The 13,233-nt window shown below is 71.3% G+C and carries 12 protein-coding genes; 7 read left to right on the plus strand and 5 right to left on the minus strand.

The genetic code is table 11. The annotated features are described in order from the left end of the window. The first annotated feature begins 96 nt into the window (after positions 1-96). A complete protein-coding gene (locus ACFV6E_RS03955) occupies positions 97-369 on the plus strand; it encodes a hypothetical protein (protein ID WP_385177239.1) in 273 nt (90 codons plus the stop codon). A 49-nt stretch (positions 370-418) separates the two neighbouring features. Here the strand turns inward: ACFV6E_RS03955 and ACFV6E_RS03960 are convergent, their stop codons facing one another. The 3 genes from ACFV6E_RS03960 to ACFV6E_RS03970 form a co-directional block, all read right to left on the minus strand. Next, the gene (locus ACFV6E_RS03960) at positions 419-1,516 is read right to left on the minus strand and encodes a M23 family metallopeptidase (protein WP_385177240.1); all 1,098 of its coding nucleotides are present in this window, start codon (positions 1,514-1,516) and stop codon (positions 419-421) included. Between the two features lie 205 nt (positions 1,517-1,721). Further along, positions 1,722-2,234, minus strand: a complete 513-nt coding sequence (locus ACFV6E_RS03965) for a hypothetical protein (RefSeq protein WP_385177242.1) — start codon at positions 2,232-2,234, stop codon at positions 1,722-1,724. A 106-nt stretch (positions 2,235-2,340) separates the two neighbouring features. Next, positions 2,341-3,132 carry an SAM-dependent methyltransferase gene (locus ACFV6E_RS03970; RefSeq protein ID WP_385459249.1) on the minus strand — a complete coding sequence of 264 codons (792 nt, stop codon included), beginning with the start codon at positions 3,130-3,132 and terminating at the stop codon, positions 2,341-2,343. Positions 3,133-3,362: 230 nt separating this feature from the next. Between ACFV6E_RS03970 and ACFV6E_RS03975 the strand changes: the two genes are divergently transcribed. Then, a complete protein-coding gene (locus ACFV6E_RS03975; protein WP_385459251.1) occupies positions 3,363-4,208 on the plus strand; it encodes an aldo/keto reductase in 846 nt (281 codons plus the stop codon). A 195-nt stretch (positions 4,209-4,403) separates the two neighbouring features. On the opposite strand, the gene ACFV6E_RS03980 is transcribed toward ACFV6E_RS03975, so the two are convergent. Beyond that, positions 4,404-7,427, minus strand: coding sequence for a glycosyl hydrolase (locus tag ACFV6E_RS03980; RefSeq protein WP_385459253.1), 3,024 nt, complete (start codon positions 7,425-7,427; stop codon positions 4,404-4,406). A 401-nt stretch (positions 7,428-7,828) separates the two neighbouring features. On the opposite strand from ACFV6E_RS03980, the gene ACFV6E_RS03985 reads away from it, so the two are divergent. From ACFV6E_RS03985 to ACFV6E_RS04000, 4 genes are all read left to right on the plus strand, one after another. Beyond that, positions 7,829-8,935 carry an amidase domain-containing protein gene (locus ACFV6E_RS03985; RefSeq protein ID WP_385459255.1) on the plus strand — a complete coding sequence of 369 codons (1,107 nt, stop codon included), beginning with the start codon at positions 7,829-7,831 and terminating at the stop codon, positions 8,933-8,935. A gap of 438 nt (positions 8,936-9,373) precedes the next feature. Next, the gene (gene ctaD / locus ACFV6E_RS03990; protein ID WP_385459257.1) at positions 9,374-11,104 is read left to right on the plus strand and encodes a cytochrome c oxidase subunit I; all 1,731 of its coding nucleotides are present in this window, start codon (positions 9,374-9,376) and stop codon (positions 11,102-11,104) included. Further along, positions 11,101-11,478, plus strand: coding sequence for a hypothetical protein (locus tag ACFV6E_RS03995; protein ID WP_385459259.1), 378 nt, complete (start codon positions 11,101-11,103; stop codon positions 11,476-11,478). The genes ctaD and ACFV6E_RS03995 overlap by 4 nt, the downstream gene beginning before the upstream one ends. Before the next feature lie 42 nt (positions 11,479-11,520). After that, positions 11,521-12,036 (plus strand): hypothetical protein, encoded by a 516-nt coding sequence (locus ACFV6E_RS04000; protein WP_385459261.1) that lies wholly within the window; start codon positions 11,521-11,523, stop codon positions 12,034-12,036. Between the two features lie 57 nt (positions 12,037-12,093). Here ACFV6E_RS04000 and ACFV6E_RS04005 read toward each other — a convergent pair whose 3' ends face one another. Next, positions 12,094-12,585 carry an FBP domain-containing protein gene (locus tag ACFV6E_RS04005; RefSeq protein ID WP_385174112.1) on the minus strand — a complete coding sequence of 164 codons (492 nt, stop codon included), beginning with the start codon at positions 12,583-12,585 and terminating at the stop codon, positions 12,094-12,096. A gap of 71 nt (positions 12,586-12,656) precedes the next feature. Between ACFV6E_RS04005 and ACFV6E_RS04010 the strand changes: the two genes are divergently transcribed. Beyond that, on the plus strand, positions 12,657-13,226 hold the full coding sequence (locus ACFV6E_RS04010; RefSeq protein ID WP_385459263.1) for a TetR/AcrR family transcriptional regulator: 570 nt from the start codon (positions 12,657-12,659) through the stop codon (positions 13,224-13,226). Positions 13,227-13,233 lie beyond the last annotated feature (7 nt).

Raw genomic sequence — 13,233 nt, forward strand, 5'->3', positions numbered from 1 at the left:
TTCCAAGAGGGCGGGGAGCCGGGGTGATCGCCGCGGAGGGCCGTTGTCGGTGCCGGTCGCAGGCCGTTGTCAGTGCCGGATGTGAAGCTGGGGCCTATGGATGAGCGTCAGTTCATGCGCGGCCGGGTCTACGGGGCGGATCATGACGATCCCGACCCCGGGCCCCGGCCGGGCCGCGTCTATGTGGAGTTGGTGGGCGGTCCGCTGGACGGCCTGCTGCTGGATGTCACGGACTGGCCCGAGGGCCACCGCAGGGAGAACGTCGCCCTGCCCACCGAGATAGGCCGCTACGGCGCGGGCGGCCGCACGCTGTACGGGCCGAGACCGGGGGAGGAGCGCCGGTTCGACTGGCGGGGCGACACTCCCTGACCGGCGGCCGGCGCGGGGCCGGACCGCCCGTACCGGGATGTGGCCGTGGTCAGTCGTCCAGCGCGAGCCACGGCTCCGGGTCGGTGTACCCGCCGTCGACGATGACCTCGAAGTGCAGATGCGGGCCGGTCGACAGCCCGGTCGAGCCGACGTACCCGATCAGCGTGCCGGCCTCGACCGCCTGGCCGGTGGTGGCCTGGATGGCCGACAGATGGCTGTAGGTCGTCTGCACGTGCATGCCGCCGATGGTGCCGTGGTCGATCACGATGCGATTGCCGTACGCCTTGGTCATGGCGGCGAACACGACCGTGCCCTTGCGGGTGGCGGACACCGGCGCGCCCTGCGGCGCGGCGAAGTCCACGCCGGTGTGCAGCTTGGTCACGCCCGTGAGCGGGTGCTCGCGCGAGCCGAAGGGGGAGCTGATCACCAGGGTGCTGACGGGCGGCGACAGCACCGCGCGCGCCGACTGGCCGCCCGAGTCCGCCGGATCGTCCTTGTCGAACGACTCGTAGCCCTTGGCCAGTTCCTTGACCTCGGTGAGGTAGGCGCGCGCCGCGTCGGGCACGCGGCCCGCGTCGGACACGGCGTCGGTGCCCACGGCGTGGGCGGCGAGGGTGAGGTCGACGAGGTCGCCGTTGACGGTCCCCTCGGTCCGTAGGTCGGTGACGTCCCCGGCGAGTTCGCAGTCCTGCCGGCCGAGCGCCATGATGGCGTCCACCGGATCGCGCGGCGAGGACCGCCCGTTGCCGTCCTCGTCCTTGCCCCACTTGCTCCACTGCGCGTCCGTGAACCCGGCGATGCCGGCCGCGCCCGACAGCGCGGCCGTGTCCGTGTTCCAGCCGGAGTGCTCGTCGATCTGGGCGGCCAGCAGCGACGGCGTCAGCACCGTGCAGTTCTTGGCCGCCGCGCGCAGCCACGGCACATAGGACTTGTCCACCCGGTCCGCGGCCTCGTCACCGGCCGTCGCCGCGTGCGCGTCCGAGCCCTGCGGCCAGGCGGCGGACAGCCGGCCGGTCGCGGCCATGAACCCCGCGAAACCCAGTACGACGGTCAGTCCCGGCAGCGCGAGCAGGGTGAAAGGACCCGGGCGGCGGCGTTTCCGTGCGGGTCTCGCATCCTCGCTCTGTTCGGGCTGTACTTCGGTCACTGGAGGAACTCCCTGGGCTGCGACACCGCGTCCGGACGGTTTCGGACGCGGAGTGAGGGTAACCGCCCGCGGTGAACGGCCAGTTCACCTCCGGCGGGACCGGCCCCCGCCGGTGTCGATGCTCAACTCTGCTGCTGCGGGGCCGACTTGGCACACCGGCACACCGGTGCACCGTCGCGCCCGCGTACCGGATCACCTCTGCCCTCTAGAGGTGGCTGGTCTCGTCGTAGATCCGCCGGTGCCACCACGCGTCGCCGCGCCACGGCTGCCGGTGGGCGAACGGGTCCGGGAGCGTTCTGCGCAGCAACTCCTCGTCCAGCTTCGCCACCAGGGCCGCCAAATCCCGGCGCGCGCACGGCGGCAGCCTGCGCAGCACCACCTCCAGCACGTCCCGTGTCGAAGCGACGTTCTCCTGGCGTTCGCAGCCGTCGCAGGGACAGCGGGACCTGCGCAGATACAGATGGCGGCCGGGGCGGGCCAGGAAGGCGCGGTAGGCGCGGAGCGCGGATTCGGTGGCTCCGGGCCACAGATCCCCGCCGCCGGGACGATGGCGGCACTCCTCCCGGTGGATGGCCGAGACGGTGCGGGAGGAGAGGCGCTCGATACTGGTCGGCCAGGGCTTCGGGAGGGGTTCTCCCCACCAGGGGGCGGCGCCCCGGTACGACCGGCGGGGTTTCGCTCGTCGCGTGCGCAGCACGCCGGGCCGACTACGCGGCATGAGCCTTTCGGACGACGACAGCGTCAACAGTGGTGATCATGGGCGGGATCCTGACACGGAGGCACCGCCCTGTCCACCGGTATTCAGCACAACCCCCATCAACGCTTTATGGAACGCGCGCCACGCCCGCGTAGATGCCGCTGCCCTCCGGCTGCTCCGGCGCCGGATCGGACCCGTACCACTGCGTGGCCGTCACCAGTCCCGGTTCCACGAGTTCCAGGCCGTCGAAGAAGCGGGCCACTTCCGGGCGGGTACGGAAACCGAGGCGGATGCCGCCCTTGGCGTACTCGGCCGTGACCTGCGCGGCCAGCTCCGGGTACAGGTCGGACGCGGCGTGCGACAGCACCAGGTAGCTTCCGGACGGCAGCGTGGCGACCAGGTCGCGCACGATGGCGTGGGCGTCCTGCTCGTCCGGTATGAAGTGCATGAGCGCGATCAGCGAGAGCGCCACGGGACGCCCGAAGTCGAGGATCTCGCGGGCGTGCCGCACGATCTTGTCGGGCCTGCGGACGTCCGCCTCGATGTAGTCGGTGACCCCCTCGGGCCGGCTGACCAGCAGCGCCTCGGCGTGCCGCAGGACGATCGGATCGTTGTCGGCGTAGACGATCCGCGCCGAGGGCACGAGGCGCTGGACGATCTGGTGCAGGTTCGGCTCCGTGGGGATGCCGGTGCCCACGTCCAGGAACTGGTCGACGCCCCGCGCGGCGATCCACGCGGCCGCCCGGTGCATGAACTGGCGGTTCTGCCGGGCCGCGTCCCTGGCCTCGGCCGGGAGCCGCTCTCCCACGGCCTCGTCGACCGGGTAGTTGTCCTTGCCGCCCAGCAGCCAGTCGTAGACCCGGGCGGGGTGCGCCTTGCTGGTGTCGATCCGCGGCGGACGCGGGGTGTCGGTCGTCATGGCGGGCTCCATCGCACCAGAGGGCGGATCAGTCACGTGTTCGATCATCCTACTCGTGCGTGCCATGTGGGCCAGGGGGGCCCGGAGTTGGTCCGGCGCCCCTGGGGTTGCGGGAGCGCGCGGACGGTGATGGCCTGGAACCGCCGGGGCCGTCCGTCCCGGTGCCGTCGCGCACGCGCACGTGCGCGCGATCCACGATCCACGTCGGATCCGGACTGCCGGGAGGGCTGATGACCACGGCGGAGATGCGGACGGTCGCGCTGCCCCCGGGCGAGGAGATCCCGGCGCTGGGGCAGGGCACCTGGTACCTGGGCGAGGACCCGGCCCGGCGGGGCCAGGAGGTCCAGGCGCTGCGGACGGGGCTCGACACGGGCATGACCGTCGTGGACACGGCGGAGATGTACGGCGACGGCGCGGCGGAGACGCTCGTCGGGGAGGCGATCGCGGGCCGCCGCGACGGGGTGTTCCTGGTCAGCAAGGTGCTGCCCCGTCACGCCGACCGGCGCGGCACGGTGGCGGCCTGCGAGGCGAGCCTGCGGCGGCTCGGCACCGACCGCCTCGATCTGTACCTGCTGCACTGGCGGGGGAGCCACCCGCTGGCGGAGACCCTGGCCGCATTCGCGGAGCTGACGGCGGCGGGCAAGATCCGCCACTGGGGGGTGAGCAATCTGGACGTGACCGACATGACGGAGCTGCTGTCGCTGCCGGGCGGCGACGGGGTGGCCGCGGACCAGGTGCTGTACAACCTGACGCGGCGCGGCATCGAGTGGGACCTGCTGCCCTGGTGCCGTGACGCCGGGGTGCCGGTGATGGCGTACTCGCCGGTCGAGCAGGGGCGGCTGCTGGAGGCACCGGCGCTGCACGAGGTGGCCGAGGCGCTCGGCGCGACGCCCGCCCAGGTGGCCCTGGCGTGGGTGCTGGAGCAGGGCGCGGTGGCGATCCCGCGCTCCGCACGGCCCGAACACGTCCTGGAGAACCGCGCCGCGGCCGACCTGCGGCTGCCGCCCGAGGTGCTGTCCGTACTGGACGAGGCGTTCCCGCCCCCGGACGGCTCGGTGCCGCTCGAAGTCCTCTGAGCGACGGCACGGACGAGCGCGGCACGGACGAGCGCGGCACGGACGAGCGACGGTGCGCATGAGTGACGGTACGGAGGAAGGCCCGGCCGGAGGGCGACCGGGCCCACCCGATACCACCCAGTGCACGGCGTGCCTTCCGCACCCCCGCGCCGGGGACGAGGCAGTCCTGCCCGTCCCCGGCGCGGGGCGCCGCCCTCACCGCACCCGCGCCTCCCCGTAAGGCACCAGCCGGACGGGACCCATCAGCCCGTAGTCCTGCCGGGTCGTGCCGCCGTAGACCGTGGGGTCGCTGACCCGCAGGCGGTTGCCGAGCGGGGTGGCGACCTCGATCTCGATGACGTTGCGGCCGCGCTTGAGCAGGCCGTGCAGGTCGGCCACCGGGTGGATCTGGTCGACGGGCGGCAGCCGGTGGCCGTTGACGGTGACCCGGCAGGTGTCGGTGACCGTGCCCAGTTCGAGGCGTGCGCCGTGGCCGCCGGTCCAGGCGTCGCCGAGGGTCAGGGTGGTGCGGTAGCGTCCGATGCCCGACACGTCGGCGAGTTCCGTGACCTTGGACCAGGGGGTCAGCGCGTCGAGCGTGACGTCGTGCTCGACGACCGTGGTGCGGGTGGCGCTCGCGCCGGGCCGCCAGTCCTCGACGTGCAGTTCCCAATCGGTGAGTTCGGTGGGCTCGGGTACCTTCCCGATCGTCGTCCGGACGGTCCGGCCGCCGGACGACAGCCGGGTCTCGTACGTGCCCCCGGCCGCCGCGCGGACGACGAGCCCGTCGTCCGTGAACCGCGCCTCGTCGGCCGAACTGGACACGGCGTGCGGGCTGTTGCCGTGCCGGTCCCCGAAGAGCCCGGACCGGCCGAGCGCGACGATCACCGTCTCGGCCGGCTCCAGCGTCACCCGGACGGTCACGGTGTCGCCGTCCTCGGTGTAGCGGGCGATCCGCTCGGCCTTCCCGGTCCAGGCGTCGAGGAGGTAGGGCACGGCCGACCTGCCGGTCCGGCGGAGGGTGACCTCGTGGTCGATGGCGGCCACCGCGGGCTTCACGGTCTCGGCGTGCTTGCCGTTGCAGAGGTAGTAGTAGTCGACGCCGTCCTCGTGGCGGTGGGCGTTGAGCAGCGTCGAGGAGGTCGCGTAGCTCACGTCGGGGGTCACGCCGAGCGCGGTGAGCGCCGCCGGGATCTCCGTCTTGTCGTTGACCTGGCGCACCCGCGGCTGGGCGAGCAGCTTCCCCACCACGGACCGCAGTTCGTCCGTCTCGCCGCCGTCGGGCGTGCCGGGCGGCACGACGGTGTCCCAGGCGCCGAGCAGCACCACGGGCAGACCGGCCCGGGTGAGCCGGAGCAGGGCGCGCGCGTCGGACAGCGCGAGGGTGACGGCGGAGGAGTAGAAGAAGTCGCCCTCGACGAAGAGCGCCTTGTACGCGGGTCCGTCGGGCGCGAGCCGTCCGCCGCGCACGGTGGCGGCGGGCAGGTCGAGCAGCGGCCCGCTGAGGAACTGGTGGGTCCAGCCCAGCGGAATGCCGGTGGCGGTGAACCAGGAGGCGCCGATCCCGGTGGCGGTGTAGCCGGTCTGCCGGAACACCGCCACGTCCACCCGCGACCGCCCCGTCTGGAGCGTGTGGTGCACGCGGGAGAGGTATCCGGAGACGTCGCCGACGTGCTTCCAGGTGGGATGGCGCGGCCCCCAGGACTCGCCGTAGCCGACGGTTCCCTTGTACGGGGTGAAGGCCGCGTACCCGGGCCAGTCGACGCCCGGCAGGTCCGCGTAGGAGAAGCCGTGCACGACGGTCTGGTTGACGCCCGCCGCGTACGCGCCGCCCATGGTGCGCAGGAACTTCTGCCACGTCGTGCTGTACGCCCCGCCGGTGTACCCGCCCGCCTCGCAGGAGAGCACGGTGTTCCCGGCCATGTCCCGGCCGCCGGCCAGACAGCGGTAGTCGTCCAGGTTCTTGAAGCCCAGGGACTCGCCCTCGGGGATGTCGAGGATCGCGGCCGTGGCGATGGCGTCCGTCTGGAGCCCGTACGGCTGCGAGCGCAGTTCCAGGCCCAGGGAATGGGCCCAGGTGCGCAGGGCGGTGAAGTGGTGCTCGTCGACGAGACCGGAGACGGTCTCCCAGAAGTCGTGCCGGAGCTGCCGGGTGGCGACGGCCTCGAAGGCGAACACCTGGTTGCCGTGGTTCAGCACGAGCGCGGGCAGCAGCGGCAGCAGTTTCTGTCCGTGGTCCTTCTCGAACGCCTTCGGCAGGCCCGGCGTCCACTGGAGCCCCTCGGTCTCCAGCTCGATGGAGTCCTCGAACAGCGCGCCGCCCGCGGCCTTGAGGAGCTTGCGCACCTTGGGCGTGAGGATATTGGCTTCCCAGAAGTCGATGACGGCCCGGGTGCCGGCCTTGCTGAAGTGGTCCACGACGTACGCGGCCGGGTCGGTGTGCGGACCGGCCTCGGGTGTCTGCCCGGAGCCGCGCACCCAGTAGGAGACGAGCACCCAGGTGCCGTCGGCGGGCGCGGTCCAGTCGAGGCGGCCGTCCCGGACGGAGGCGGTGAGGTCGAGCACGGACGCCTGGTCGAGCCCGGTCTCCTTGCGCGTGGAGTTGGCCGTGTTCACCCGCGCGGCCTGTACGGCGAGCAGGTCCTGCCGGGTGACACCGGCCTCGGCCTCGGCGATCGGCGCGGGCACGGCGCCGGAGTAGGCGGCGCCCGGCTCCAAAGTGACCGCCCCGTGGACCAGTTCCTTGACCGCGGCCTCGCTGTCGGGCGTGATGCCGGGCACCGCCGCGGGCCAGCTCGGGCCGACCGTCAGGTCGACGCTCATCCCGCGCCGGGCGGCCTGCTGCAACGCCGCCTCCACCGCGTCGACCCAGGCGGCACCGCCCCAGCCGTGGCGGGCGGTGTCGAGCACGGAGGTGTCGCTGACACTGTGGTGGACGGCGGCGATCTCGACGCCGCCGAAGCCCGCGTCGGCGATCTGGTCGATCTCGCGTCTGATCTCGTCGGGCCGCACCAGAGCGTCGGGCCACCACCAGCGGAATCTGGGCTGAACGGCCCGTCCGGGATCGGCGAACCGGGCGGCGGACGGGGCGGACTTGCTCTGCTGTACGGCGCCGCTCTGCGCGGCGGCCCGGACCGGCGACTGCCAGTCGAGGGCGCCGGCCGCGGCGGTGACGGCGGCGGTGGCGAGGACGGTTCGGCGGGAGACTCCGGGGCGGTGGTCCGCGGCTCGGTCGCGCATGGTTCTCCGGTCTTTCTGCGGGTGGGCAGCACTGAGAAGGCCCGTGGAGGGCCAGCCGTTTGAATCGTTTTAATCGAGCGATCGAATCGGAAGCTATGTCCCGCTCTTCCGCAGCGTCAAGGCTCGTGCACGGGTGATCGTGTTCGAGCTCGCCGGCCGTGAGCCGGTGATCGAGCCCGCACCGCCCGTCCGAGAGGACGGCAACAAGTGCCGCGAAAGGGGCAGTTCGGCCACTTCACCGGGGATTCACCGGCAATACCCCCTCCGGCGCAAGGAGAACACGCGGCTCATGCGAAGATTCCCGTCCCCGGTATCCGAGGCCGGGGCAGAGGGGAAACTAAGTGAGATCAAGGAAATTGAGCCGTAAGCGCTCGCGCGTCGTCATACTTTCGACCGCTTCCGTGCTCGTCGCCACCGGAGCCCTGGCGGCCAACTGGAGCGCCGGCGCCGCCGACGTCCAGCCGCAGGCCGGCACCGTGGACGAGGCCACCAAGGCCACCTTCCAGGACTTGGCCGAAGCCATCCTGACCGACCGTACGTCGGCCCTGGTGGACCAGAAGCAGGGCAAGCAGCGCACCTCCCGCTTCCACGGCGACGTGCGTCTGTCCTCCAAGCAGGCGCGTCAGGAGAGCTCCGACCTCTCCGCGCTGCGCGGCCGCAAGTCCCGGCTGGCGAAGCTCGGCGAGGAGTACAAGGACGCCGACACGCAGGTCAGTGTCGACAAGGCCCGCGTCAAGGGGGACCGCGCCACGGTCGAGGTCACCGAGACCACGACCCTGACGTACAAGAAGGTCCGCGGCAACGAGCCGAAGACGACCGGCTTCCAGGCCCACCACGAGCTGACGTTCAAGTCGGACTCGCACGGTGACTGGCAGCTCTCCGGCATCCGTTCCACGGACCAGGGTTACGCGGCCGTGAACCAGCCCGACACGGAGGCCGTGGCGACCACCGCGGACGACGAGGGCACCCCGGAGGCCACCCGCTCCGCCATCACCACCAACCCCGCGGCCAAGGCCAAGAACTTCACCGCGTCGGGCCTGGACTACAAGGCGATGGCCACGTACGCCGAGAAGTACTGGAGCAACTACAACTCGGCCTACCGCAACTTCAACTCGGTCGGCGGCGACTGCACCAACTTCGTCAGCCAGTCCCTGAAGGCCGGCGGCTGGGCGAACGTGTCGGGCTCCGCGTCCGACTACAAGAAGTGGTGGTACGACGCCTCGTCGACCCAGTCGGACTCGTGGGTCGGGGTCAACGAGTTCTCGTGGTTCGCGCTGTCCTCCAAGCGCGCCACCAGCCTCGCGAACGTCTACCAGATGGACGTCGGCGACGTCCTTCAGATGGACTTCGACAAGGACGGGTCGAAGGACCACACGATGATCACCACCTATCGGAGTTCGAGCGGGGTGCCGTACCTGACGTACCACGCCACGAACACCTACCGCCGGTCGGTGGCGAGCATCATCGCCTCGTACCCGAACTCTTACTACTACGCCTACCGCACCTGATCGCATCAGGGCCGACGGCCGACGGCCGACCGCTGACGCGGGGCCGAGGCGCAGTACCGGCAGTGCAGGAGGGGCCGGCCCGGAACGCCGTCGCGCGTTCGGGGCCGGCCCCTTCGCCGTGCGCGGCCACCGGTCCCGCACGGGCTCCCGGTGGGCCGGTCGGGTGGCCGGCGGCCGGACACGTACGGGTGAACCACGTCTGCGCCGTTTGCGGTGACAAACTCCCTGAGCGGCAGCCTGCGGCCCTCAATGCCGGTGCCGGGCGCCGTTCACGGCGGGCGCCAGCGGTGGCGGCCGGCGCCGTGTGTTGGCCGGGAGCGGGTCCGATTTAGCGTGTACGGTCCGGTATGTCGCCGGTCTGGTCGGTTGGCCGGCGCGTGTCCGGGACCACGGGCTTCTCCGTGTGCCGTAGTGAATCCGTTGGAGCAGGGGCGTGCTGTGACGTCGACGATCAGCAACAGGCCAGCCGTACCGGTCGCGCGCCGGAGGCGTGGCGCGGTGGTGGTGGAGTGGCTGAGTACCACCGACCACAAGAAGATCGGTCATCTGTATCTGATCGCGTCGTTCGCCTTCTTCCTGGTGGGCGGCGTGATGGCGCTGCTGATCCGCGCGGAACTCGCGCGTCCGGGCCTGCAGTTGATTTCGACGGCGCAGTACAACCAGACGTTCACGCTGCACGGCACGATCATGCTGCTGTTCTTCGCGACGCCCACCTTCGCCGGATTCGCGAACGCGATCATGCCGCTGCAGATCGGCGCCCCCGACGTGGCCTTCCCCCGGCTGAACATGCTCTCGTTCTGGCTGTTCTTCTTCGGCGGGCTCATCGTCCTCGCCAGCCTGCTCATGCCGCAGGGCGGCGCCGACTTCGGCTGGACCGCCTACACCCCGCTCAGCGGCCCGATCCGCACCGCGTACGTCGGGGGCGACATGTGGCTGATGGGGGTGGCGCTCTCCGGCTTCGGCACGATCCTGGGTTCGGTCAACTTCATCACGACCATCGTCTGCATGCGGGCTCCGGGCATGACGATGTTCCGGATGCCGATGTTCACCTGGAACATCCTGCTCACGTCCGTCCTCGTGCTGTTCGCCTTCCCGGTGCTCGCGGCGGCGGCGATGGTCCTCGAGGCGGACCGGCGGTTCGGCGCGCAGGTCTTCGAGGCCGCGAACGGCGGGGCGCTGCTGTGGCAGCACCTGTTCTGGTTCTTCGGCCACCCCGAGGTCTACATCATCGCGCTGCCCTTCTTCGGGATCATCACGGAGATCATCCCGGTCTTCGCGCGGAAGCCGATCTTCGGGTACATGGGTCTGGTCGGGGCGACGATCGCCATCTCGGGGCTCTCCGTGACGGTGTGGGCGCACCACATGTTCGCGACCGGCGGTGTGCTGCTGCCGTTCTTCTCCTTCATGACCTTCCTCATCGCGGTGCCGACCGGTGTGAAGTTCTTCAACTGGATCGGCACCATGTGGAAGGGCTCGCTGTCCTTCGAGACCCCGATGCTGTGGGCCATCGGATTCCTCGTGACCTTCCTGTTCGGCGGCCTGACCGGCATCATCCTGGCGTCACCGCCGATGGACTTCCATGTGACCGACAGCTACTTCGTCGTGGCCCACTTCCACTACGTCGTCTTCGGCACCGTCGTCTTCGCCACCTTCGCCGGCTTCTACTTCTGGTGGCCCAAGTTCACCGGGAAGATGCTCGACGAACGGCTCGGCAAGCTGCACTTCTGGACGCTGTTCATCGGCTTCCACCTGACATTCCTCGTGCAGCACTGGCTGGGCGCCGAGGGCATGCCGCGCCGCTACGCCGACTACCTGGACGCCGACGGCTTCACGGCGCTCAACACCCTTTCGACGATCGGCGCCTTCCTGCTGGGCGCGTCGACCCTGCCGTTCTTCTACAACGTCTGGAAGACGGCCAAGTACGGCAGGCCGGTCGAGGTCGACGACCCGTGGGGCTTCGGCCGCTCGCTGGAGTGGGCGACACTGTGCCCGGCGCCGCGGCACAACTTCTGCACGCTGCCCCGGATCCGTTCCGAGGCCCCCGCGTTCGATCTGCACCACCCCGAGGTCAGCGCGCTGGACGAGGCCCGGGACACCGGCCGCCGGGACGCCGTCGAACCGGAACCCGGCAGCGCCACCCGCCGCGGCGAGGGCCACGAGAAGCCGTGACCGTCCCCGGCGGTGCGCAGCGGCCGCCGAACCCGCGGGAGACCGCCGCGGGTCTGGCCGACCTCCAGGGCTATCTGATGGCGCAGGCCACCGTGCGGGAGGCACAGGTCCGCGCCACCGCCTTCGCCGACGCGCTGCCCTGGCTGACCACCGCGGAACGCGAGGACGTCGTCCGCCGCTACGCCGACGACGACATCGCCCGCACCCGCGCCGCCTGGCAGTCCGTCGCCCACCGGGCGGACGAACTGCGCGGCGAGTACACCGACCGCTACGACCAGCTCCGGCGCCGCCTGCTGCGCCGGCACGCGCTGGCCCTGCTGCTGACCGCCACGGTGCTCCTCGCGGCGGGCACCCTCCTCGGCCTCGCCCGCTGAACCGTCTTGTACCGGTGATCACCCGTCTCGTACGTTGCCCGCATGGGTTTCTTCGACGCACTCACCGGAACGAGGCGCCCCGCCGACGGAGTCGAGCCGGGCTCCGCCGAGGAACTGCGCAAGGCCCTGCTCGGCCTCAACGGGCCGGACGTCCCGTACGCCGTCCGGTACGGCGCCGGGGACGGCGGCGCACATCTGGTGGCGGAGTGGCGGGTGGCCGAGCCCGTCTGGCAGGGCCTGTTCCTGGACTCTCGGCTGACGCACACGCTCCGGTTCCGGCTGCGTCCGGTCCCGCAGAGCCACGAGGTCCGCGTCGTCCAGGAGTACGGGGAGGTCACCCGGGTCGGGAGTCCGCCGCGGCTGGTGGTGTCGGGGCAGTACACGCGCGGGCAGGGCAGGACCGTGTCCCGCCAGTGGGCGCTCGGCGGCGGTGCCGACGGCGGGCCGCGGGCGACGGAGACCTTCCGCTTCGACACCGCGGACCTGCGTGATCCCCTCCGCGACACCGTCCTCGCGTCCGGCTGGATCTGGCGCGGAGTTGCGTTCGGCAGTCTGTGAGACCGGCCGGCGGGTGTGCCGGCCCGGCCGGCGCACCGGGTGCCGGCCGGGCCCGTGTCACGCGGTCACGGTGGCGAAGAACGCCGCGAGGTTCGTCACCGTGCGCTGGATCTTCTCCTCCAGGGTGAGTGATTCCTTCAGCCGTGCGCCCATGCCCGCGTCCTTCTTCCCGCGTACGTACAGCGAACAGGCCAGGTCGCTACAGATGTAGGCGCCGACCGAATTGCCCTGCTGCCCGGCCCTGCCCGCCTTCGGCGCGACCATCAGGGAGACGCCGCCGGTGTGCGTGGTCAGGCACATCGAGCACATGCTGCGCCGCTGCTGTCCCGGCGCGGAGCCGGGGTAGCGCAGTTGCAGGGCCTTCGGGCGGCCGTCCAGGACGGTGACGAGATAAGCGCGCTCGTGCGCCTGGGGATCTCGCCAGCCCAGGAAGTCCAGGTCGTCCCATGGCCGGTCGGCCAGGTCGCGCGGCACGGACAGGCGCTTGGCCTCGCCCTTGGTGCAGTTCACGAACGCCGCGCGGATCTCGAGTTCGGTCAGAGGCTTCATGTGATGCAGGCTAGGTTGCCTAAAGGGCTTAGGCAAACGCATTATTGGTTAAGGCAGGATGGAGGCAGGACATGGGATACGCGGGGCTGAGCGCGGAGCGGCTGACCCGGGCGGGGGCCGAGCTGGCCGACGAGGCGGGCTTCGAGCAGGTGACCCTCTCGGCGCTCGCCCGGCGGTTCGAGGTGAAGGTCGCGAGTCTCTACTCGCACGTGAAGAACTCACAGGACCTCAGGACACGGATCGCCCTGCTCGCCCTGGAGGAGCTGGCCGACCGGGCCGCCGACGCCCTCGCCGGGCGGGCGGGCAAGGACGCCCTGACCGCCTTCGCGAACGTCTTCCGCGACTACGCCCGGGAGCACCCCGGCCGCTATGCCGCGGCCCGCCTCCGCCTCGACCACGAGACGGCGGCGGCGAGCGCGGCCGTCCGGCACTCCCGGATGACCCGCGCGATCCTGCGCGGCTACGACCTGACGGAGCCGGACCAGACGCACGCCGTCCGCCTGATGGGCAGCGTCGTCCACGGCTATGTCGACCTGGAACTGGCGGGCGGGTTCAGCCACAGCGCCCCCGACAGCCAGGAGTCCTGGTCGCGGGTCCTGGACGCCCTCGACGCCCTGCTGCGCAACTGGCCGCAGACCTGACGGCCGG

The sequence above is a fragment of the Streptomyces sp. NPDC059785 genome (assembly GCF_042732375.1).
Classification (GTDB): Bacteria; Actinomycetota; Actinomycetes; order Streptomycetales; family Streptomycetaceae; genus Streptomyces.

What these genes read in the sequence shown, in the direction of transcription:
- ACFV6E_RS03955 (WP_385177239.1), top strand. Translation starts at nt 97, where the DNA reads ATGGATGAGCGTCAGTTCATGCGCGGCCGGGTCTACGGGGCGGATCAT.
- ACFV6E_RS03965 (WP_385177242.1), bottom strand. Translation starts at nt 2,234, where the DNA reads ATGCCGCGTAGTCGGCCCGGCGTGCTGCGCACGCGACGAGCGAAACCC.
- ACFV6E_RS03970 (WP_385459249.1), bottom strand. Translation starts at nt 3,132, where the DNA reads ATGACGACCGACACCCCGCGTCCGCCGCGGATCGACACCAGCAAGGCG.
- ACFV6E_RS03975 (WP_385459251.1), top strand. Translation starts at nt 3,363, where the DNA reads ATGACCACGGCGGAGATGCGGACGGTCGCGCTGCCCCCGGGCGAGGAG.
- ACFV6E_RS03980 (WP_385459253.1), bottom strand. Translation starts at nt 7,427, where the DNA reads ATGCGCGACCGAGCCGCGGACCACCGCCCCGGAGTCTCCCGCCGAACC.
- ACFV6E_RS04000 (WP_385459261.1), top strand. Translation starts at nt 11,521, where the DNA reads ATGGGTTTCTTCGACGCACTCACCGGAACGAGGCGCCCCGCCGACGGA.
- ACFV6E_RS04005 (WP_385174112.1), bottom strand. Translation starts at nt 12,585, where the DNA reads ATGAAGCCTCTGACCGAACTCGAGATCCGCGCGGCGTTCGTGAACTGC.
- ACFV6E_RS04010 (WP_385459263.1), top strand. Translation starts at nt 12,657, where the DNA reads ATGGGATACGCGGGGCTGAGCGCGGAGCGGCTGACCCGGGCGGGGGCC.